Below are 21354 nucleotides of genomic sequence, written 5' to 3'. Positions count from 1 at the left end.
ACAACACTTAGCGAGTCGGCACTTTTCCCTAGAAGTGTAATCCTAACAGCGGCCAAGGTCGCGGGGGGTATCTATCTGTCTGCAGGCGAAGTGAATCAGGGCTTTTTCGGGCCCTGAAGCTGAAGTTGCTCGGGGGTATCAGGCAGGCGCTCGACCACCGCGAGTTTTTCCGGCTGCTGGCGGTTGCGCCAGAGCCGAAAAGCATTGAGCTCATCGTCGAGGGTTTTCATCAGCCAGGCCAGAACGGCGATGTCATCGAGCATACCGAACACCGGAATGAAATCCGGAATCGCATCCACCGGGCTGAGGAAATACATCAGGCCCGCCACCACCGACACCAGAGCTTTCGGACTGATGGCCCGATACTCGCCGCGCCAGTAGGACAGGCAAAGTGCCTGGAGCAAACGCAGATCATCCTTGAGTTTGCCAAGGCGATTGCCTTGCGCGGCCCCTTTGCTCGCCACCGCGAATAACAGGGTCGGCAGACGCCCACGCGCCAGCAATCGACCGGCGAGGGGCAGAAATCGGGCGAAATTCCACGGCGCTTTCATCTATTTCTCCCGTTGAAATGTTATCCACACAAATTGTGGATAACCTTGTGAACAGAGCTGCATTTCAGCGCTGAAAGCCCCGTTTCATAAGGGCTGCGCTCAGATCGGGCGTTTTTTACTCACATAAAAAACCCCAATATTTCATTGACTTGGCGGCTCAGGGCGTCTAGCGCTGGCAGCCTCAATCTCTAGGACTGCTGTAAGCGCCATCCGTTCGCTCTGTTTACCGCCAGCATCGTCCAGATGCAACAACGCCCCGCATATGCGAGGCGTTGTCTTCGAAGCTACAGCCGATTACTTGGCGGCGGCGTCTTCTTTGGCAGGATCCTTGATGGCCAGCAGTTCCAGGTCGAAGACCAGAACCGAGTTGGCCGGGATTGCCGGGCTTGGCGATTGCGCGCCGTAAGCCAAATCGCTAGGGATGTACAGTTTGTACTTCTCGCCAACGTGCATCAGTTGCAGACCTTCAACCCAACCCGGGATCACGCCGCTGACCGGCAGATCGATCGGGCTGCCACGTTCAACGGAGCTGTCGAACACGGTGCCGTTGGTCAGCTTGCCGGTGTAGTGAACAGTCACGACGTCGGTAGGCTTGGGCTGTGGGCCGTCGGCTTTCTTGACCACTTCGTACTGCAGACCGGAAGCGGTGGTGGTGACACCAGGCTTCTTGCCGTTTTCTTCGAGGAATTTCTTGCCAGCGGCTGCCGACTCTTCGCTCATCTTGGCCATACGCTCTTCAGCACGCTTTTGCAGCGCGGCGAAGGCTTCGACCAGTTCTTCGTCTTTCAGCTTCTGTTCTTTCTTGCCGACGGCATCTTCGATGCCCTGGGCTACCGCTTTGGAGTCCAGATCATCCATGCCTTCCTGAGCAAGGCTCTTGCCCATGTTCAGGCCGATACCGTAGGAAGCTTTTTGCGCCGGGGTTTTCAGCTCTACGCTGGTCTGCGAATCACAACCCGCGAGGACCAGGCTAACCAGGGCTACCGCCGCCGCCAACCGATGCTGTTTCATGCTATTTCCTTGTTCATGCGCCGAAAGGGCAATCGAGTAAAGCCGCGAGCTTATCAGGCCGCCACGACCAATGGCTACCGGCATGAGAGCAGGAAATGTCCGATAAGTTCAGGGATTAAAACGCATTCGGGCCAAGGGACGATGAAGCTTCTGTCATCTGAAGCTGACAAGGGCTGATGAGACTTCCTACGACAGTTGGCGTAATGGCCACTTGCCGCACCTGCAACAGCTGAGGCATAACAAGGCAACAACTCGACAAGGATGTTTATCTTGCGCCTCTTATACCGTGTGCTGGCACTGATCATTGTGCTGCTGGGCCTGGCTCTGGCAGTGATTCTGTACTTCGTCGCCAACCCGAAACTTCCATTCTATATCCCGGCCCAACAGGTGCATTACCTGCAGCAGTGGAGCGAGGAGGAACGCCAGACCTACTACTTCACGCCGCAAGGCACACAGGTCAAAGGCCTGCGCTATGAATGGTTCGAGGCGCTGGAACTGCCCTTCTCGCAGCAGCGTTTCCCGTCCCCGGAATACCTCGCACGCTTCGGTTTTCTGGTTGATCCACAGCAGAAAGCCACGTCGAACAACCCCGGCAATCTGCCGGTCGGCTTTGCCCGCCACGCGAATCCCGGTGGCAGCGAGCAATATCTCGATATCACCTGCGCTGCTTGCCACACTGGCGAATTGCGCTTCAAAGACCAGGCCGTGCGAATTGACGGTGGTTCAGCGCAGCATGTCTTGCCTTCTAGCGTTCCTACATTACGCGGTGGCAGTTTCGGACAAGCCTTGGTCGCAAGTCTGGCCGCGACTTACTACAACCCATGGAAATTCGAGCGTTTCGCCAAAAATGTTCTGGGCGATGAATACGAGACACGCCACGAGCAACTGCGCAAAGACTTCAAGCAATCGCTGAACACCTTCCTCAAAGTCGCCTGGAACGACACGCATCGCGGCCTCTACCCGACCGAAGAAGGCCCGGGCCGCACCGACGCATTCGGCCGCATCGCCAACGCCACCTTCGGCGACGCGATCTCCCCCGCTAACTACCGCGTGGCCAACGCACCGGTGGACTACCCGCAACTGTGGGACATGTGGACGTTCGACTGGGTGCAGTGGAACGGCTCGGCACAGCAACCGATGGCGCGCAATATCGGGGAGGCACTGGGTGTCGGCGCCACGTTGAACTTCTTCGACAGCAATGGCCAGCCGCTGCAGGGCGATGCCCGTTACGCCTCCAGTGTCCGCGTGCGTGATCTGCACAAAATCGAAGAAACCCTGCAACACCTGCAACCACCCGCCTGGCCGGAGGATGTTCTGGGCGCCATCGACAAACCGCTGGCCGCCAAGGGCCGCGCCCTGTTTGAGGAGAACTGCGCCGGTTGCCACGTGCCACGCAAGACTCAGGAGGGCGAACGCTGGGTGCAGCATTTGCACATGCTGCCGGTGGAGGTGATCGGCACCGATCCGAATGCAGCGACCAACATTGCCAACCACCGTTTCGACCTGACGCCGCTGCAATGGGATCTGAAAGAGCTTGAGCAGATGGATGTGAAGCTGCATCCAACGCCCAAAGAGCCATTGGATCTGAGCCAGCTATCGGTGGCCAAGGGCCTGGCTTACGTCACCGCATTCGTCGAAAACCGCGCTTATCGCGAGGCTGGTGTCAGCCCTCAGGAAAAGCCACAACTTGATGGCTTCGGTCTGCCGATCGGCGTGCGCGAAAAAGTCGCTTACAAGGCCAGACCACTGGCCGGGGTTTGGGCCACCGCGCCATTTCTGCACAACGGTTCGGTACCGAGTCTTTATCAACTGCTGTCGCCCCAGGATGAACGCGCCACCACCTTCTATAAAGGCACTCTCGAGTACGACCCGCGCCATTTGGGGTATCGCACCGAAGCCTTTACCAATGGTTTCCTGTTCGACACGCGAATTTCCGGCAACCACAACAGCGGCCATGAATTCCGCGCCGGCGAGCGTGGCAATGGGGTCATCGGCCGACTGCTGCAACCAGAAGAACGCTGGGCCTTGCTGGAGTACCTGAAAGTACTGGGCGGACCGTTGGAGGCGCAATTGCCATGATGATCAACCCGTACAAAAGACCGTCGATGTTCGCCCGCGTCTGGTTATGGCTGGGGCGCCTGCTGGGCAAAGCCCTACTGACATTGCTGATTATCGGCCTGCTGGGCTGGGCCATCGCGAGCGCATGGTTCGTCTGGCAACACAGAGGCCCGGTATCGGCGCAGGAACAGATTCCCGCCGGTGAAGCGGCGATGACCCAGGATGTAATCCAGACCGCCGTACGCATCGTCGATCAACATCGCGAAAGCACGCGTTATCTGCGCGACGCGCATGCCAAGGCCCATGGTTGCGTGAAAGCCGAAGTGACGGTGCTGCCGGAACTGACACCTGCGTTGCGCCAAGGCGTATTCAGTGAGCCGGGCAAAACCTGGCAGGCGATGATTCGCCTGTCCAATGGCAACGCCTACCCGCAGTTCGACAGCATCCGCGACGCTCGGGGCATGGCGATCAAACTGCTCGATGTGCCCGGCAAACCATTGCTCGGCGACCGTCAGCAGCGCCGCGAGCAAGACTTCGTGATGTTCAGCCACCCGAATTTCTTTGTCAGCGATGTCGCCGATTATCGTCAGAATGTGGCGGCTCAGGCTGATGGCAAAAAGATCATGGCGTTCTTTCCTGGCTGGGATCCGCGCACCTGGCAGATCCGCCACCTGTTCATCGCCTTGGCGACCCTGGCGCCGCCACCGAACAGCCCGACGGCGACCACGTACTTTTCGGTATCGCCCTACAAATTCGGGGAGGCCAATGCGAAGTTTCGAGTCGCGCCGGATCCGGACAATTGCCCGGCGTATGCCCTGCCCCCGCAAAACCACGACCTGCCGAATTTCCTGCGCAGCGCCTTGAACCAGCAACTGTCGACGGATCGGGTGCCAGCGTGTTTTGTGTTGCAGATTCAGCGCCAGGACGCGAACAAGTACATGCCGATCGAGGACACCAGCATCGAATGGCGCGAGCAGGATTCACCGTTCGAAACAGTGGCGCGGATTACCCTGCCTGCGCAGGACTTCGACACACCGGCATTGAATCTGGAGTGTGACAACCTGTCGTTCAACCCGTGGTTTGGTATCGAAGCGCATCGACCGATTGGCGGGATCAACCGCTTGCGTAAAGCGGTGTATGAGGCGGTGAGCGATTATCGGCATAGCCGCAATGCCCTTCAGTAAAAAGACGAGCAGATGATTTGTGGTGAGGGGATTGATCCCCTCACCACAAAGGCGTTGCAGAAATTCACAAATCGCAGACAGCAAAAAGCCCGCACTTGGCGGGCTTTCTGTGGTGACCTGGCGTTCAGTGGGTCCAGGTGACCGAATATGGCGCAGCGGACGGGACTCGAACCCGCGACCCCCGGCGTGACAGGCCGGTATTCTAACCGACTGAACTACCGCTGCGCGAAACGCTTGAAACGAATGGTGGGTGATGACGGGATCGAACCGCCGACATTCTGCTTGTAAGGCAGACGCTCTCCCAGCTGAGCTAATCACCCTTCGCTTCGTTACGGGGCGCATTATGCCACAAGTTTTCGTAATGTGTTGATTTAATTGAAGTTTTTTTCAAAAAAATCCGAAAACCGGTGAAACGACACAAACCCGATGGAACAAGGTACAAACTTGAGACAGAAAAAAACCCGCTTCAGCGGGTTTTTCCGTGGTGACCTGGCGTTCAGTGGTCCAGGTTACCGAATATGGCGCAGCGGACGGGACTCGAACCCGCGACCCCCGGCGTGACAGGCCGGTATTCTAACCGACTGAACTACCGCTGCGCTAAACACTTGAAACGAATGGTGGGTGATGACGGGATCGAACCGCCGACATTCTGCTTGTAAGGCAGACGCTCTCCCAGCTGAGCTAATCACCCTTCGCTTCGGTGTGGCGCGCATTCTACGGAGCGACCCAACCTCTGGCAAGCACTTTTTTAATTAATTTTCTCAGGCCTTCCAAAGGCTTAGAGAAGGGTTGGCCTATGACCCGGCGAAGACAATAATGCCCCCCTTTGTATAAAGGAGAGACTCACCCCATGTGGTTCAAAAACCTGCTTATCTATCGCCTGACCCAAGACCTGCCTGTCGATGCCGAGGCGCTGGAAACTGCACTGGCCACCAAACTGGCGCGTCCATGTGCAAGCCAGGAGTTGACCACCTACGGTTTCGTCGCGCCGTTCGGCAAAGGCGAAGATGCGCCACTGGTGCACGTCAGCGGTGACTTCCTGCTGATCGCTGCGCGTAAAGAAGAACGCATTCTGCCGGGCAGCGTCGTGCGCGATGCGGTCAAGGAGAAGGTCGAAGAGATCGAAGCCGAGCAGATGCGCAAGGTCTATAAGAAGGAACGCGATCAGATCAAGGATGAAATCATCCAGGCGTTCCTGCCGCGCGCCTTTATCCGTCGTTCGTCGACCTTCGCCGCGATTGCGCCGAAACAGGGCCTGATCCTGGTCAACTCGGCCAGCCCGAAACGTGCCGAAGACCTGCTTTCCACCATGCGTGAAGTGCTCGGCACCCTGCCCGTGCGTCCGCTGACCGTGAAAACCGCACCGACCGCCGTGATGACCGAGTGGGTCACCACCCAGCAAGCCGCCCCGGACTTCTTCGTTCTGGACGAATGCGAGCTGCGCGACACCCATGAAGACGGCGGCATCGTGCGTTGCAAGCGTCAGGATCTGACCAGCGAAGAAATCCAGCTGCACCTGAGCACCGGCAAAGTAGTCACCCAATTGTCGCTGGCCTGGCAGGACAAACTGTCGTTCATGCTCGACGACAAGATGACCGTCAAACGCCTGAAGTTCGAAGACCTGCTGCAGGATCAGGCGGAACAGGACGGCGGCGACGAGGCTCTGGGCCAACTGGACGCCAGCTTCACCCTGATGATGCTGACCTTCGGCGACTTCCTGCCGGCACTGGTGGAAGCGTTGGGCGGTGAAGAGACTCCGCAGGGGATCTAATCCTGACGAGTTTCAAAACTGTGGGAGCGAGCCTGCTCGCGAATGCGGAGTGACAGTTAACATTAATGTGTCTGGCACGCCGCTTTCGCGAGCAGGCTCGCTCCCACAATTGTTTTTGTGGTGTTCATTCAATAATAAGGAACAGGCCATGCGCGCACTGGCTGCACTCAGCCGCTTTGTCGGCAACACTTTCGCTTACTGGGTTCTGATTTTCGCCGTGATCGCGTTCCTGCAACCGGCGTGGTTCCTCGGCCTCAAAGGCGCAATCGTGCCGCTGCTGGGGCTGGTGATGTTCGGCATGGGCCTGACCCTCAAACTCGATGACTTCGCTGCCGTCGCCCGCCATCCGTGGCGCGTGGCTTTGGGCGTGGTCGCACATTTCGTGATCATGCCCGGCGTGGCGTGGTTGCTCTGCCAGATCTTCCACCTGCCACCGGAAATCGCGGTCGGGGTGATTCTGGTGGGCTGCTGCCCAAGCGGCACCTCCTCCAACGTCATGACCTGGCTGGCCCGCGGCGATCTGGCACTGTCGGTGGCGATTGCCGCTGTCACCACCCTGCTCGCTCCGCTGCTGACCCCGGCATTGATCTGGCTGCTGGCTTCGGCATGGCTGCCGGTGTCGTTCATGGAGTTGTTCTGGTCGATCTTGCAAGTGGTGCTGCTGCCGATCGTGCTCGGCGTGGTCGCGCAACGCGTGCTCGGCGACAAGGTGCGCCACGCGGTGGACGTGTTGCCACTGGTGTCGGTGGTCAGCATCGTGATCATCGTCACCGCCGTGGTGGCCGCCAGTCAGGCGAAGATTGCCGAATCCGGGCTGCTGATCATGGCCGTGGTGATGCTGCACAACAGCTTCGGCTACCTGCTGGGTTACTTCACCGGGCGCCTGTTCAAGTTGCCACTGGCGCAGCGCAAGTCGCTGGCGCTGGAAGTCGGCATGCAGAATTCGGGGTTGGGCGCGGCCTTGGCCAGCGCGCACTTTTCGCCGCTGGCGGCGGTGCCAAGCGCGTTGTTCAGCGTCTGGCACAACATTTCCGGGGCGTTGCTCTCGACGTACTTCCGGCGCATGAGCGAGAAAGAAGACCGTGAGGCGCTAGCGCAGCAGCCGGCCGACTGACCGGCAAACTTGATCCCCGGATTAATGCTCGGCAGACTGTTGCGCTACGCGGGGACGACCCTGCGGCTCGATCGAGTTATCAATCTGGGGACGGCCCCGTCAATCGATGGAGGTCTCTTATGTCCTGGATCATTCTGTTTTTCGCCGGCCTGTTCGAAGTCGGCTGGGCCGTCGGCCTGAAATACACCGACGGCTTCACCCGCCCGCTCCCCACCGTCCTGACCGTTGCGGCCATGGCCATCAGCCTTGGCCTGCTGGGTCTGGCAATGAAGGAATTGCCGCTGGGTACGGCTTATGCAATTTGGACCGGGGTCGGCGCCGTGGGCACGGTGATTGCGGGGATCATTCTGTTTGGCGAGTCGATGGCATTGATTCGGCTGGCCAGTGTGGCGTTGATCATTACCGGGTTGATTGGCCTCAAGGTCAGCGCTTAAGCAACTAGCGCTTTCGCGAGCAGGCTCGCTCCCACACTGGAGTGCATTTCAAATGTGGGAGCGAGCCTGCTCGCGAAGGGGCCCTTGAAGTCACCGATTACCTGACGGTGCCGCGCAACGCCCCCACCAAACCCTGTAATTTCGCCGGCTGCGCCGCCTCAACCTCGACCGCCGAACCCGCCACCAACGTCACCCGCGACCACAACCGCTTGAACAGCCCCTTGTTCGGATCGCGGCTGAAGAAACTCCCCCACAACCCTTGCAACGCCAGCGGAATCACCGGCACCGGCGTCTCTTCGAGAATCCGCGTCAGCCCGCCCTTGAACTCGTTGATCTCGCCATCGGTGGTCAACTTGCCTTCGGGGAAGATGCACACCAGCTCACCGTCCTTCAGATACTGGGCAATCCGGGTGAAGGCCTTTTCGTAGATCTGGATGTCTTCGTTGCGTCCGGCAATCGGAATTGTTCCCGCCGTGCGGAAGATAAAGTTCAGCACCGGCAGGTTATAGATTTTGTAGTACATGACAAAGCGAATCGGCCGACGCACCGCACCGCCGATCAGCAGCGCATCGACGAACGACACGTGGTTGCACACCAGCAGCGCCGCGCCCTCGTCCGGGATCGCCTCGAGGTTGCGGTGCTCGACGCGGTACATGGAATGGCTGAGCAGCCAGATCATGAAACGCATGCTGAACTCGGGGACGATCTTGAAGATGTAGGCGTTGACGCCGATGTTCAGCAGCGACACCACCAGGAACAGCTGCGGAATCGACAGTTTGACCACACTCAGCAACACGATCGAAACGATCGCCGAGACCACCATAAACAGAGCGTTGAGAATGTTGTTGGCGGCAATCACCCGCGCCCGCTCGTTTTCGGCGGTGCGCGACTGGATCAGCGCGTACAGCGGCACGATATAGAAACCACCAAAAATACCCAGGCCGAGAATGTCGACCAGCACCGCCCAGGTATGCGCAAAGCCCAGCACTTCAGTCCAGTTGTGGCCGGTGACGCTCTCGGGGATTCCGCCGGAATGCCACCACAGCAACAGGCCGAACACGGTCAGACCGAACGAACCGAACGGCACCAGTCCGATCTCGACCTTGCGCCCGGAGAGTTTCTCGCAAAGCATCGAACCCAGCGCAATCCCCACCGAGAACACGGTGAGAATCAGGGTGACCACGGTTTCGTCGCCGTGCATCCATTCCTTGGCGTAGGCCGGGATCTGCGTCAGGTAAATCGCCCCGACAAACCAGAACCACGAGTTGCCGACAATCGAACGCGACACCGCAGGCGTCTGGCCCAGTCCGAGTTTCAGCGTGGCCCAGGACTGGCTGAAGATGTTCCAGTTCAGGCGCATTTCCGGCGACGCGGCGGCCGCGCGCGGAATGCTGCGACTGGCGAGATAACCGAGCACCGCAATTCCGACAATCGCGGTCGACACCAGTGGCGCGTAATGGGTCGAGGACATGATGATCCCGGCGCCGATGGTTCCGGCAAGGATCGCCAGAAACGTACCCATCTCCACCAGACCGTTGCCGCCGACCAATTCATCCTCGCGCAACGCCTGCGGCAGGATCGAATACTTGACCGGCCCGAACAGCGCCGAATGCGTGCCCATGGCAAACAGCGCCACCAGCATCAGCGACAGGTGATCGAACAGGAAACCGATCGATCCTACGGCCATGATCGCGATTTCCGCGAGCTTGATCAGACGGATCAGCGCGTCCTTGGCGAATTTTTCCCCGAACTGCCCGGCCAGCGCCGAAAACAGAAAGAACGGCAGGATAAACAGCAGCGCGCACAGGTTGACCCAGATCGAGCGGTCACCTTCGATGGTCAGCCGATACAGAATGGCGAGGATCAGCGATTGCTTGAACACGTTGTCGTTGAACGCGCCCAGCGACTGCGTGATGAAAAACGGCAGAAAGCGCCGAGTGCGAAGCAGGTTGAACTGTGAGGGGTGACTCATCTTCCGTGTTTCCCTGAGGTCGGTAGAGAATGGCCTGGATCTGCTTATTGGAATCTCGATCGGCGTTCCAGGCCACACCTTACCTAAACTTTTCAGGTTATTTCTTCAACCCTGCAATACAAGGTGAGACAAACAGCTCACCGCGCCACGCGCCTTGCACGGTGCGTTTACCGACGATCAGCCACATCACCGCCAGCAGGCTCACCAGCATGCAGCCGACCACGCTGAAAAAACCGAGGTTCAGCGTACTGGCGAGCTTGAGGGTCGCCAGCGAATACACGCCCAGCGGAAAGGTGAAACCCCACCAGCCGAGGTTGAACGGGATGCCGTCACGCAGGTAACGCGCGGTGATCAGCAGCGCCATCAACATCCACCACAAGCCGAAGCCCCACAGCGTGATACCGGCGACCAGCCCCAGCCCCGCAGCGATTTCACCGATGCCCGGCAGGCCGTTGGCGGCGAAGATCGCCGGTGCATCAGCGCCCAGCAGCAACATACCCAACGCACCGGTACCGATCGGACCGAGGGCCAGCCAGCTCGAAGCGGCCATGTTTTCGTGAGGCAGTTTATGCAGGGCCATGCGCAGCAACAGGATAGTCAGAATGCTGAACGCCACCGGCAGGGAAAATGCCCAGAGCACGTAGCTGGTGGTCAGCACCACCAGTTGCGCGTGGGCATCGGCCAGATGCGGCGCGAGCAAGCCGCCGCTGGCCGCCGCCACTTCCGCCGCCACCACCGGCAACAGCCAGACCGCCGTCATCTGGTCGATGCTGTGTTCCTGGCGGGTAAACATCATGTAAGGGATCAACACACCGCAGGCCAGCGACATCGCCACGTCGAGCCACCACAGCACTTCGGCCAAATGAATCACGCCTTCGCCCCAGCGTGGCAGGCCGAACAGCAGAAAGCCGTTGATGATGGTCGCCAGGCCCATGGGGATGGTGCCGAAGAACATCGAAACGGTGGAATGGCCGAAGATCCGCCGCGCTTCATCGAAGAAGAGAACCCAGCGCGCGGCATAGGCAAAGGTAAACAGGGTGAACAACAGAATGTTGAACAGCCACAACCCTTCGGCCACCGCGTGCAACCCGGGGATCGCCACCGGCAGTTGCGCCAGCGCCAGGGCCAGCACGCCGGTGCCCATGGTCGCGGCGAACCAGTTCGGGGTGAATTGACGGATCACTTCACGCGGATGCTGAAGCTGACTGAACGGCTTGATGCCGGGTTTGGCTATGTTGGGGCAAGTCATCATGAACTCCTGTCCTCAGGTGAGGTTGAGTCCATGGTAGAACCGAATCGAATATCTATATAACGGGTAATTTCTCTATCTGTTATCTACTTTACAGATAAGCAGTCAAACACTGCCTTCTCTTTCGATCACCAGAATCCGCGCCGCGCCTTGCGGATGCGCCACGTGCTCGGTACCGACTGAGGCGTAGAAGATATCGCCGACCTCAAGCAGCGCCTGCTTTTCTTCACCCTGTTCGCGATAGCGCATCTGCACCTGACCATCGAGCACCACAAACACTTCCTCACCATCGTTGACGTGCCATTTGTACGGCTGATCAGTCCAGTGCAGGCGCGTGGTGATGCCATTCATGTTGGCAATGTCCAGCGCACCCCAGGCACGCTCGGCGGTGAACGACTTGCTGCGGATAATCTTCATCTGTCGATCCGTGAAAAGAAGGCCGGACAAAGGTAGCTGAAACCATCACGTTTATGGAGTGCTGCAAGCCTTCACTGCTTGCGGGCGCAGGCTGAGCAACAGCGCGGCGACGGCCAGGACGATCAATCCGGCGCCGTAGCCGTCGGTGGTCGCCAGCAACCCATAGGCTCGGGTCAAATGCCCAGCCAGCAACGCCGGCAAACAGAACGCCAGATAACTCAACGCGTAGTACGCCGACATCAAACCGGCCCGTTCATGCGGCAGGGCCAACGGCACCAGGCTGCGCACCGCGCCTAGGAAACCCGAGCCAAAGCCGCAACCGGCAACCAGTGTGCCGAGGAAAAACAGCGCCAGACTGGCGCTGTGCACGCCGAGCAAAATCAGCAGCACGCCGATAGGCAGCAGACTGGCGCCGATTTGCAGGGCTTTGCCGGCGGGACGATTGCGCAAAGTGAAGATCATCAGCGCCCCGGTCACGGTCAACGCCGAAACGGTAGCGCCGCCGATCAGGTTCGAAGTCGAACCGGTAGCAGTGCGCACCAGCGACGGTGCCAGTGAGGCAAAAAAGCCGCCGAGGGCCCAGGTTGCGGTGTTCAGCGGCAGCACACGCCATAAGGTCGAACGCGCCTGAACCGGCACATGCAGGGTCGGCCGCAGTGAAGCCCAAGCCCCGGATTGCGGGGTGACGCTTTCCGGCAGACGCCAGACATACACCGCCTGCAACACAAACAGCGCCAGCAGCAGCCAGTAAGTCAGTTGCAACGGCGCCGGGGCGAACTCGGCCAGCAAGCCGCAGCCCATGCTGCCCAGCGCCATGCCGAGCAACGGTGCGACGCTGTTGATCAACGGCCCTTGCTGACGGTCGGTGTCGAGCAGCGTCGCGCTCAAAACAGCGGTGGCCATGCCGGTGGCAAAACCCTGCAATACGCGGGCACTGATCAGCCAGGCAACACTGTCGGCGCTGATAAACAGCAACATCGCTAGCGCATTGAGCAGCACGGCAGTGAAAATCACCGGTCTACGTCCCAGGTGATCGGACAGCGATCCGACCGTCAGCAGCGCCGCCAGCAGACTCAGCGCATACACGCCGAAAATCAGGGTCAGCACCGCTGCCGAGAAGTGCAGTTGATCCTGATACAGGTGATACAACGGCGTCGGCGCCGTGGAAGCGGCGAGAAAACTGAGTAAGGTGATCGCCAGAAAAATCAGGCTGCCACGGTTGGAAGCAAGGCTGGTCATGGGCACACTCCGCAAAAGCTAATTTTTTGCTTTTGCGGAGTGTGCTCCCGGCTTTGGCTTAAAGCAAATTCTTTGTGTTAAGGTCTGACGCATGGCTACTAAAGAAGGTTTACGCCCCGGCGGCCGCAGTGCCCGGGTGCAAGAGTCGATTCATTCGGCAGTCCGCGCGCTTCTGCAAGAACAGGAGCGCAGCAGCGTGACCGTCCCGCAAATCGCGGCGCGCGCCGGGGTCACGCCGTCGACGATCTATCGGCGCTGGGGTGATCTGGCGGCGTTGCTCGCCGACGTAGCCCTCGCTCGCATGCGCCCGGACAGCGAACCGGCGGTGACCGGTGACCTGCGTGGTGACATTCGCGCCTGGGCTGAACAGTATCTCGACGAGATGAGCTCAGAGCCGGGGCGCAACATGATGCGCGATGTGCAGGCCAGCGCCACGCCGGGGTACTGCGTGACGATTCTTGGTGGGCAGTTGCAGACCATCATTGACCGCCACCCCGATGAAGCAGCGCCGAGCGTTGATCGGTTGATCAATCTGGTGGTGGCGCCGGTGGTGTTCCGGATTCTGTTTTCGGCGGCGGCGCTGGAGGTGGATGAGCTGCATCGGTTGATCGATATCGCACTGCAACAGGACTGACGCTTCCGCGAGCAGGCTCGCTCCCACAGGGGATTGCATTCCAAATGTGGGAGCGAGCCTGCTCGCGAAGAGGCCCGACCGGTCACCCCAAAAACCACCCGGTTTCAAACCTGCGACACCCCGCCACGCCACGACCTTGGTCGACACTGACTAACCGCCATACTCATGCGAGACTGTCCGCCCGGGCAGGACTGCCGGGGAGTCTTTTGTCGGGAGTGTTGCATGTCGCTGTCCACCGGGCTGATCGCCGCCGTCGCCCTGGCCTATATGGCCATCATGTTCGCCATCGCCTTCTACGGCGACCGTCGCAGCACACCGTTGCCGCCGCGGATGCGCGCGTGGGTGTACAGCCTGTCGCTGGCGGTTTATTGCACCAGTTGGACGTTCTTTGGCGCGGTTGGTCAGGCGGCGGAACAGCTGTGGTCATTCCTGCCGATCTACCTCGGACCGATCCTGTTGCTGCTGGGCGCGCCGTGGGTCCTGCAGAAAATGGTGATGATCAGCAAGCAGGAGAACATCACCTCGATTGCCGACTTCATCGCCGCGCGCTACGGCAAATCTCAATCGCTGGCGGTGGTGGTGGCGCTGATCTGTCTGGTTGGCGTCCTGCCCTATATCGCTCTGCAACTCAAAGGCATCGTCCTTGGCGTGAACCTGCTGATCGGCGCCGGGGCCGACGCCATGGGCACCCGCGCCCAGGACACCGCGCTGATCGTCTCGCTGGTACTGGCGCTGTTCACCATCGTCTTCGGTACGCGCAACCTCGATGCCACCGAGCACCACCGCGGCATGGTGCTGGCGATTGCGTTTGAATCGCTGGTCAAGCTGTTCGCCTTTCTTGCCGTTGGCGCGTTCGTGACCTACGGGCTGTACGACGGTTTTGACGACCTGTTCAATCAGGCGATGCTCGCGCCACGCCTCGAGGAATACTGGAAGGAAACGATTAACTGGCCGTCGATGGTAGTGCAGACCGGGGTGGCGATGATGGCGATCATTTGCCTGCCGCGGCAGTTTCACGTCACGGTGGTGGAGAACATCGACCCGCAGGACCTGCGTCTGGCCAAGTGGGTGTTCCCGGCGTATCTGGCGCTGGCCGCGCTGTTCGTGGTGCCGATCGCCCTCGCCGGGCAGATGATGCTGCCGAGTCACGTGTTGCCCGACTCGTTCGTGATCAGCCTGCCGTTGGCCCAGGCCCATCCGGCATTGGCGTTGCTGGCGTTCATCGGCGGTGCGTCGGCGGCCACCGGGATGGTGATTGTGGCCAGCGTGGCACTATCGACCATGGTTTCCAACGACATGCTCTTGCCGTGGTTACTGCGACGTAACAACGCCGAGCGCCCGTTCGAAGTGTTCCGCCAGTGGATGCTCTCGGTGCGCCGCGTGAGCATCGTGCTGATTCTGTTGCTGGCCTACGTCAGCTACCGCTTGCTCGGCTCCACCGCAAGCCTCGCAACCATCGGCCAGATCGCCTTCGCCGCTGTCACCCAACTGGCCCCGGCGATGCTCGGCGCGCTGTACTGGAAACAGGCCAACCGCCGTGGGGTGTTCGCCGGTCTGGCCGCCGGTACGTTCCTCTGGTTTTACACGCTGATCCTGCCGATTGCGGCCCATAGTCTCGGCTGGTCATTGAGCACGTTTCCCGGTCTGGCGTGGCTGCACAGCAACCCGCTGAACCTGCCGATCACCCCGCTGACCCAAGGCGTCGTGCTGTCACTGGCGGGCAACTTCACGTTGTTCGCCTGGGTTTCGGTGCTGTCGCGTACGCGGGTTTCGGAACACTGGCAGGCCGGGCGCTTCATCGGTCAGGAAATCAGCGCGCGGCCGAGTGCGCGTTCGATGCTGGCGGTGCAGATCGACGACTTGCTGCAACTGGCGGCACGCTTTGTCGGTGAAGAACGTGCGCGGCAAAGCTTCATTCGTTTCGCCTACCGCCAGGGCAAAGGCTTCAACCCGAACCAGAACGCCGATGGCGAATGGATCGCCCACACCGAACGCTTGTTGGCCGGTGTGCTCGGTGCTTCGTCGACGCGCGCGGTGGTAAAAGCCGCGATCGAAGGTCGGGAAATGCAGCTGGAGGACGTGGTCCGTATCGCTGACGAAGCCTCGGAAGTCCTGCAGTTCAACCGCGCGTTGCTGCAGGGCGCGATCGAGAACATTACCCAGGGCATCAGCGTGGTCGACCAGTCGCTGAAACTGGTGGCATGGAACCGGCGTTATCTGGAGTTGTTCAACTACCCCGACGGTTTGATCAGCGTCGGCCGGCCGATTGCCGACATCATTCGCTACAACGCCGAACGTGGCCTGTGCGGCCCCGGCGAGGCGGAAGTCCACGTCGCCCGGCGCCTGCACTGGATGCGTCAGGGCCGTGCGCACACCTCCGAACGCTTGTTCCCCAACGGCCGGGTGATCGAGCTGATCGGCAACCCGATGCCCGGCGGCGGTTTCGTCATGAGTTTCACCGACATCACCGCGTTCCGCGAAGCGGAGCAGGCACTGACCGAGGCCAACGAAGGCCTGGAGCAACGGGTCAGCGAGCGCACGCAGGAGCTATCGCAGCTCAACGTCGCACTGACCGAAGCCAAGGGCCATGCCGAGGCGGCGAACCAGTCGAAAACCCGCTTCCTCGCCGCCGTCAGTCATGACCTGATGCAGCCGTTGAACGCCGCTCGCTTGTTCTCTGCCGCCCTCTCCCATCAGGACGACGGCTTGAGCAGCGAGGCGCAGAAACTGGTGCAACACCTCGACAGTTCGCTGCGCTCGGCAGAAGACCTGATCAGCGACCTGCTGGATATTTCCCGCCTGGAAAACGGCAAGATCAACCCCGATCGCAAACCGTTCGCGCTCAATGAGCTGTTCGATACGCTCGGCGCCGAATTCAAGGCGCTGGCCCAGGAACAAGGCCTGACTTTCCGCGTGCGCGGCAGCCAGTTGCGCATCGACAGCGACATCAAATTGCTGCGGCGGATTCTGCAGAACTTCCTGACCAACGCTTTCCGCTATGCCAAGGGCCCGGTGCTGCTGGGCGTACGTCGGCGCGATGGCGAGTTGAGCCTGGAAGTGTGGGATCGCGGGCCGGGAATTCCGGAAGACAAACAACAAGTGATTTTCGAGGAGTTCAAGCGCCTCGACAGCCATCAGACCCGCGCCGAAAAAGGTCTTGGGCTGGGCCTGGCGATTGCCGACGGTTTATGTCGCGTGCTCGGCCATACCCTGCGCGTACGCTCGTGGCCGGGGCGCGGTAGTGTGTTCAGTGTCAGTGTGCCGCTGGCCCGGGCGCAATCTCTGCCACAGAAAACTGCGGTGGAGTTGAACGGCAAGCTGCTCAGCGGCGCGCAGGTGCTGTGCATCGACAATGAAGACAGCATTCTGATTGGCATGAACAGCCTGCTGACCCGTTGGGGCTGTCAGGTGTGGACGGCGCGCAATCGCGAAGAATGCGCGGCGTTGCTGAACGAGGGTGTGCGACCGCAACTGGCACTGGTCGACTATCACCTGGACCACGGCGATACTGGAACCGAGCTGATGGCGTGGTTGCGCACCACGCTGGGTGAGCCGGTACCAGGGGTGGTGATCAGCGCCGATGGTCGTCCGGAGACGGTGGCGCAGGTGCATGCGGCGGGGCTGGATTATCTGGCCAAACCGGTGAAACCGGCGGCGTTGCGGGCGTTGTTGAGTCGGTATGTGCCGTTGTAACCGTTCGACTTGAGTGTTGCAGCGCTACCACTGACGCCTTCGCGAGCAAGCCCGCTCCCACTTTTGGAATGCATTTCACTGTGGGAGCGAGCCTGCTCGCGAAGCTCTTCGGGTTATTCCGGGAGCTCGACCAGCCCATCGACATCGGTCATCGCCCGCTCCAGCAGATCCGCCGGCAAACTCTTGCTGGCCCGCGCGCCCAGCAATTTGAGCTGCTCACTGCGGCTGACCAGGTTGCCGCGCCCTTCCGTGAGTTTGTTGCGCGCCGAGCTGTAGGCCTTGTCCAGCTGTTGCAGGCGATTGCCGACTTCGTCCAGATCCTGAATGAACAGTACGAACTTGTCGTACAGCCAGCCGGCACGCTCAGCGATTTCCCGGGCGTTCTGGCTCTGCCGCTCCTGCTTCCACAGGCTGTCGATCACCCGTAACGTCGCCAGCAACGTGGTCGGACTGACGATCACGATGTTGCGGTCGAACGCTTCCTGGAACAACGCCGGCTCGGCTTGCAGGGCGGCGGAAAATGCCGCTTCGATCGGCACGAACAGCAAGACGAAATCGAGGCTGTGCAGGCCTTCCAGACGCTTGTAATCCTTACCGGCGAGGCCCTTGACGTGGCTGCGCAGAGACAGCACGTGCTGCTTGATCGCGACCTGGCCGAGGGTGTCATCTTCGGCGGCAACGTACTGCTGATAGGCAGTGAGGCTGACCTTGGAGTCGACCACCACCTGCTTGTCGCCCGGCAGGTAAATGATCACATCCGGCTGGAAGCGCTCGCCGTCCGGCCCCTTGAGATTGACTTGGGTCTGGTACTCGCGGCCCTTCTCCAGCCCCGCGTGTTCCAGCACCCGTTCAAGGATCAATTCACCCCAGTTGCCTTGGGTCTTCTGGCCTTTGAGGGCGCGGGTCAGGTTGGTCGCTTCGTCGCTCAGGCGCAGGTTAAGCGCTTGCAGACGCTCCAGCTCCTTGGCCAGCGAGAAGCGTTCGCGGGCTTCGGCCTGATAACTTTCTTCCACGCGCTTTTCGAAGGACTGGATGCGTTCTTTCAACGGATCGAGCAACTGCCCGAGGCGCTGTTGACTGGTCTCGGCAAAACGCTGTTCACGTTCATCGAAGATCTTCCCTGCCAGCTCGGCGAATTGCGCGCGCAGCTCATCGCGCGAGCCTTGCAGGTCGTTGAGGCGTTGTTGATGGCTTTCCTGTTGCTCGCGCAGTTCGGCGTTGAGCGACGCGGCCTGAGCGTCGAGACGCCGCAATTCGGCTTCTTTGTTGGCGCGCTCGATGTTCCACGCGTGGGAAGCGTCACGGGCATCATCGCGCTCGATCTGCAGCAGTTCGACTTCGCGGCGCAGAGCCGCCAGCTCCGCCTGCTTGGCGGCATTGGCCTGGCCGAGGTCGACGATTTCATCGCGGCTGGCCTCCAGCTGCGCGTTGAGCCCGTCCTGCGCCAGTTGCGCCATGGCCAGGCGCTCTTCGAGCAAGGCGACCTCGGCTTGCCGGTCGCTGGCCCGCCGCTGCAGTTGCCAGGCCAGCGCCAGCAGCGGCAATCCCGCGCCCGCCAGACCCAGCAACACGCTGGTCAAGTCCATAGCCATAGCCACTCCTGCCGATTCGATAAAGCCTGAAGGTTAACCAAGGCGTGGGGCGTTGGACAGCTCAGTCTTCGAGCAGACCGAGTTCGCGTTGTGCACGCCGGTCGCCGGCGCGAGCGGCCTGGCGCAGCAGATCCTGCCCGATGCGCCGATCACGGGCATTGCCGCACTCGCGGCACATCAATTGGCCGAGACGACTTTGCGCGGCGACCACGCCTTCGCGCGCCGGTTGCTTGAGCAGACACCCCGCCAGATGCTTGGCATTACGGCTATCGCCCAGGCGCGGGCTGTCGAGCAGCCATTCGGCCACACGCACGGAAAATCGCTTGGGAGGGGTAACACGAGGGTGTTCGGAGGTAACAGAGTCTGATACTGAGCGAAACTTCATAAAACACTGTGGGACAGATCGGAAGGCGCGCCACTCTACTCTCTTTTTCGTACAGGTAAAGTCGAAAAAAACCCGGCACGCCCGTCCTAGAGCAAGCGCTAGGGACAATCCACAGAAGCTGTGGATAACTCAGTGGACAACCGCTCCCGAACCTCCGCAAAGCCTTGTGGAATGGGGCTCGCAGTCAAACTGACGATTTTTTCACCAACAAAAAAAGACGATATTTTTCATTGACTTAAACTTTTGATACAGGCAGCCATCGGGGTCAGGATTGATATGACAGCAAGGTTACCGTCTGCGCAACTAATGTGCACAAGTACCTGTTACCCGGTTATATCGATGCGCTTTTTTGGCCCGTTTTGCGCTTCGGACTGGGGATAAGCGGGTTGGCGCTGGGCATGGCTGCACGCTTTTGTGGCGACGGATGGTTTCTTCGCGAGCGGGCTCGCTCCTACAATCGGCCCCGTTCTCCTGGGGGAGCGAGCCTGCTCGCGAAGGGGCCAGCCCTGTCCCCCGTGATCCGCGCCACCGACCGAAATCTTTTTTTGCCGCCGGGTTTGCATTGCCCAGGACGTTCCGTTACTATCCGCGGCGTTAGTACCAAGCTGAAAGTCAATTCCGGTCGAACACATCCCCACGGTCAACCTTCTTCCCAGAAGCCCTTCACCGAAAAAAGCGGGAACGACCCCTCGATGGTTTCCAGGTAAATCTTGCGCCGACACTGCCTTTGAATGAATGCAAAGGGTGTTGCGAAGACCACTTACTCTGACCGAACCAGCCTGCAAATTGATCAGGATCTTCACCCCGGGCCCAGAACCTTTGCCCTCGATGTGTTGCCTGTCCTCCTAAGTACCTACCTGCCAGCCCAAGCGCGCAAACTTATCAGCGCTTCAAACTGGCTGCTTTGTTCCAGTCGGGTTCTTTGTACGACCAATGGTGGTCGACATTACTGGAACGTTTTAACGTTGCACGGTTCTTATCCGTGTCATTTGTAGGAACACCTAATAACTATGTCTACTCAAATCCAGACTCAGGATGCCATTCGCACCCTAACCAACGCTTTTGCCCCAATGAACTGCCTGATCATGGCCGCTCGCAAAGGCTGCTTCAGCTTCACCGTGGTCAATGAACACGGGATCGCTCGCCACAGCGAGCGTCTGTACCCAGATCAGTACTCCAGCGCCGAACCGCTGCAGGCCATTATTGATCGTACCCGTCAGGCCTTGATTGCCTGAGAGCCGAAAAGGCTGCAAAAGCAAAAGCCCCGCACAAAAATGCGGGGTTTTTTATTGCCCGATATTTCGCTTTTAGCCCTTCGCGCCTAAGCACCTTCGGATATAACGCCTGTGGCTCGCTGCCGGAAATATTTTAAAAACAGGCCTTTACGTCGCGAATATGACACTACACTTCAACTCAAGCGGCTTGATCCGCTTTCGGCGAGCCTGAGTCGATCCACTGCTGCCAAGGCCCTTTCAGGTATCGCCGGCCAATTACAAGATCCGAGGGTTTTATGGGTATCGCTGCCAGCGAACTGTGCCGCTATGTGATCCGTCCCACACTGATCTATCTGGGACGCCACTGCGCAACTGCCGAATCCCTGCTACTGGGCATTGCCGCCAGCCAGTCCGCCCTCGGTTCCGCCCTGCATGACCGCCGTGGCCACGGCCTCTACCGGATTGCCGAGCACCGCCACCAGGCCCTTTGGGATCACTATCTGGCACTCGATCCGGAGCGTGCGAGCCTGGTTCGCGGCCTCGCCAGCCAACATGCTTTTTTGAGCGGCCCGCACCTGGAATTGACCGTCAACCTGCGTTACGCCACCGCCATCGCCTGGCTGCTGGTAGAAGAACAACACACCCCCCTCCCCGCCCCGGACGATCTGCTGGGCATGGCGCGAATCTGGCGTCAGACCTTCCAGCCGCAAGGTCGTCTGCGCGACTTCACCTACGCCTGGCAAACCTGTGTTTCACCGGTGAATCAGGTCGCGTGTTGACTGGCGAGTTTCAGAAGATCGCTCAACAGGTCGCGAATCTGGTCGGATTGTCCTACA

Annotated in this window: 17 protein-coding genes and 4 tRNA genes; 9 read left to right on the top strand and 12 right to left on the bottom strand. The window is 60.0% G+C overall.

All coding sequences use genetic code 11. The annotated features are described in order from the left end of the window. Positions 1–95: 95 nt before the first annotated feature. Positions 96–551, bottom strand: coding sequence for a YkvA family protein (locus ACOYXG_RS08040; RefSeq protein WP_047600220.1), 456 nt, complete (start codon positions 549–551; stop codon positions 96–98). A gap of 294 nt (positions 552–845) precedes the next feature. After that, complete coding sequence (locus ACOYXG_RS08035) at positions 846–1562, bottom strand: FKBP-type peptidyl-prolyl cis-trans isomerase (RefSeq protein WP_007966725.1); 717 nt, start codon at positions 1560–1562, stop codon at positions 846–848. A 270-nt stretch (positions 1563–1832) separates the two neighbouring features. Here ACOYXG_RS08035 and ACOYXG_RS08030 point away from each other — a divergent pair, with 270 nt between their 5' ends. After that, on the top strand, positions 1833–3641 hold the full coding sequence (locus tag ACOYXG_RS08030) for a di-heme-cytochrome C peroxidase (protein WP_460356918.1): 1809 nt from the start codon (positions 1833–1835) through the stop codon (positions 3639–3641). Then, positions 3638–4804, top strand: coding sequence for a catalase family protein (locus tag ACOYXG_RS08025; RefSeq protein ID WP_460356915.1), 1167 nt, complete (start codon positions 3638–3640; stop codon positions 4802–4804). The genes ACOYXG_RS08030 and ACOYXG_RS08025 overlap by 4 nt, the downstream gene beginning before the upstream one ends. Positions 4805–4952: 148 nt before the next feature. Here the strand turns inward: ACOYXG_RS08025 and ACOYXG_RS08020 are convergent. From ACOYXG_RS08020 to ACOYXG_RS08005, 4 genes are all read right to left on the bottom strand, one after another. Then, a tRNA-Asp gene (locus ACOYXG_RS08020) sits at positions 4953–5029 on the bottom strand. A gap of 19 nt (positions 5030–5048) precedes the next feature. Next, positions 5049–5124: transfer RNA gene (locus ACOYXG_RS08015), tRNA-Val, on the bottom strand. Positions 5125–5323: 199 nt separating this feature from the next. Next, positions 5324–5400 (bottom strand) — tRNA-Asp (locus ACOYXG_RS08010). 19 nt (positions 5401–5419) lie between these two features. Further along, positions 5420–5495, bottom strand: a tRNA-Val gene (locus ACOYXG_RS08005). Between the two features lie 159 nt (positions 5496–5654). Between ACOYXG_RS08005 and rdgC the strand changes: the two genes are divergently transcribed. The 3 genes from rdgC to sugE all read left to right on the top strand — a co-directional run bounded on the left by rdgC (position 5655) and on the right by sugE (position 8123). Continuing rightward, complete coding sequence (gene rdgC / locus ACOYXG_RS08000) at positions 5655–6575, top strand: recombination-associated protein RdgC (protein WP_003223096.1); 921 nt, start codon at positions 5655–5657, stop codon at positions 6573–6575. Positions 6576–6723: 148 nt separating this feature from the next. After that, positions 6724–7689, top strand: coding sequence for a bile acid:sodium symporter family protein (locus ACOYXG_RS07995; RefSeq protein ID WP_096797726.1), 966 nt, complete (start codon positions 6724–6726; stop codon positions 7687–7689). 119 nt (positions 7690–7808) lie between these two features. Continuing rightward, positions 7809–8123: a quaternary ammonium compound efflux SMR transporter SugE gene (sugE, locus tag ACOYXG_RS07990; protein WP_003223093.1), complete on the top strand. Its 315-nt coding sequence runs from the start codon at positions 7809–7811 to the stop codon at positions 8121–8123. Positions 8124–8220: 97 nt separating this feature from the next. On the opposite strand, the gene ACOYXG_RS07985 is transcribed toward sugE, so the two are convergent. The 4 genes from ACOYXG_RS07985 to ACOYXG_RS07970 all read right to left on the bottom strand — a co-directional run bounded on the left by ACOYXG_RS07985 (position 8221) and on the right by ACOYXG_RS07970 (position 13000). Then, entirely contained in the window at positions 8221–10095 is a 1875-nt protein-coding gene (locus ACOYXG_RS07985) for an MFS transporter (RefSeq protein ID WP_460356910.1), read from the bottom strand. Positions 10096–10192: 97 nt separating this feature from the next. Continuing rightward, on the bottom strand, positions 10193–11344 hold the full coding sequence (locus ACOYXG_RS07980; RefSeq protein WP_097087531.1) for a TDT family transporter: 1152 nt from the start codon (positions 11342–11344) through the stop codon (positions 10193–10195). A gap of 105 nt (positions 11345–11449) precedes the next feature. Next, entirely contained in the window at positions 11450–11761 is a 312-nt protein-coding gene (locus ACOYXG_RS07975; protein WP_460356907.1) for a cupin domain-containing protein, read from the bottom strand. 51 nt (positions 11762–11812) lie between these two features. Then, complete coding sequence (locus ACOYXG_RS07970) at positions 11813–13000, bottom strand: MFS transporter (RefSeq protein ID WP_097087526.1); 1188 nt, start codon at positions 12998–13000, stop codon at positions 11813–11815. 91 nt (positions 13001–13091) lie between these two features. Between ACOYXG_RS07970 and ACOYXG_RS07965 the strand changes: the two genes are divergently transcribed. Next, positions 13092–13634, top strand: coding sequence for a TetR/AcrR family transcriptional regulator (locus tag ACOYXG_RS07965; protein WP_097087525.1), 543 nt, complete (start codon positions 13092–13094; stop codon positions 13632–13634). A gap of 222 nt (positions 13635–13856) precedes the next feature. Continuing rightward, positions 13857–17327 (top strand): hybrid sensor histidine kinase/response regulator, encoded by a 3471-nt coding sequence (locus ACOYXG_RS07960; protein WP_460356903.1) that lies wholly within the window; start codon positions 13857–13859, stop codon positions 17325–17327. Between the two features lie 113 nt (positions 17328–17440). On the opposite strand, the gene ACOYXG_RS07955 is transcribed toward ACOYXG_RS07960, so the two are convergent. Then, positions 17441–18805: a DNA recombination protein RmuC gene (locus ACOYXG_RS07955; protein WP_177325662.1), complete on the bottom strand. Its 1365-nt coding sequence runs from the start codon at positions 18803–18805 to the stop codon at positions 17441–17443. Between the two features lie 175 nt (positions 18806–18980). Then, a complete protein-coding gene (locus tag ACOYXG_RS07950; protein WP_460356900.1) occupies positions 18981–19304 on the bottom strand; it encodes a sel1 repeat family protein in 324 nt (107 codons plus the stop codon). A 1010-nt stretch (positions 19305–20314) separates the two neighbouring features. Here ACOYXG_RS07950 and ACOYXG_RS07945 point away from each other — a divergent pair. After that, on the top strand, positions 20315–20539 hold the full coding sequence (locus ACOYXG_RS07945; RefSeq protein WP_007962908.1) for a hypothetical protein: 225 nt from the start codon (positions 20315–20317) through the stop codon (positions 20537–20539). Positions 20540–20814: 275 nt separating this feature from the next. Next, complete coding sequence (locus tag ACOYXG_RS07940) at positions 20815–21297, top strand: hypothetical protein (protein WP_007962906.1); 483 nt, start codon at positions 20815–20817, stop codon at positions 21295–21297. Positions 21298–21354 lie beyond the last annotated feature (57 nt).

The organism is Pseudomonas sp. G3-39 (assembly GCF_054790485.1).
This window is presented reverse-complemented; position numbering and strand designations above follow the sequence as displayed.

Bases quoted from the DNA above. Each gene is read 5' to 3' on its own strand.
- ACOYXG_RS07980 (WP_097087531.1), bottom strand. From the start codon at position 11,344: ATGACTTGCCCCAACATAGCCAAACCCGGCATCAAGCCGTTCAGTCAG.
- ACOYXG_RS08025 (WP_460356915.1), top strand. From the start codon at position 3,638: ATGATGATCAACCCGTACAAAAGACCGTCGATGTTCGCCCGCGTCTGG.
- rdgC (WP_003223096.1), top strand. From the start codon at position 5,655: ATGTGGTTCAAAAACCTGCTTATCTATCGCCTGACCCAAGACCTGCCT.
- ACOYXG_RS07975 (WP_460356907.1), bottom strand. From the start codon at position 11,761: ATGAAGATTATCCGCAGCAAGTCGTTCACCGCCGAGCGTGCCTGGGGT.
- ACOYXG_RS07945 (WP_007962908.1), top strand. From the start codon at position 20,315: ATGTCTACTCAAATCCAGACTCAGGATGCCATTCGCACCCTAACCAAC.
- ACOYXG_RS08035 (WP_007966725.1), bottom strand. From the start codon at position 1,562: ATGAAACAGCATCGGTTGGCGGCGGCGGTAGCCCTGGTTAGCCTGGTC.
- sugE (WP_003223093.1), top strand. From the start codon at position 7,809: ATGTCCTGGATCATTCTGTTTTTCGCCGGCCTGTTCGAAGTCGGCTGG.
- ACOYXG_RS07970 (WP_097087526.1), bottom strand. From the start codon at position 13,000: ATGACCAGCCTTGCTTCCAACCGTGGCAGCCTGATTTTTCTGGCGATC.
- ACOYXG_RS07940 (WP_007962906.1), top strand. From the start codon at position 20,815: ATGGGTATCGCTGCCAGCGAACTGTGCCGCTATGTGATCCGTCCCACA.
- ACOYXG_RS07960 (WP_460356903.1), top strand. From the start codon at position 13,857: ATGTCGCTGTCCACCGGGCTGATCGCCGCCGTCGCCCTGGCCTATATG.
- ACOYXG_RS07995 (WP_096797726.1), top strand. From the start codon at position 6,724: ATGCGCGCACTGGCTGCACTCAGCCGCTTTGTCGGCAACACTTTCGCT.
- ACOYXG_RS07985 (WP_460356910.1), bottom strand. From the start codon at position 10,095: ATGAGTCACCCCTCACAGTTCAACCTGCTTCGCACTCGGCGCTTTCTG.
- ACOYXG_RS07965 (WP_097087525.1), top strand. From the start codon at position 13,092: ATGGCTACTAAAGAAGGTTTACGCCCCGGCGGCCGCAGTGCCCGGGTG.
- ACOYXG_RS07950 (WP_460356900.1), bottom strand. From the start codon at position 19,304: ATGAAGTTTCGCTCAGTATCAGACTCTGTTACCTCCGAACACCCTCGT.
- ACOYXG_RS08040 (WP_047600220.1), bottom strand. From the start codon at position 551: ATGAAAGCGCCGTGGAATTTCGCCCGATTTCTGCCCCTCGCCGGTCGA.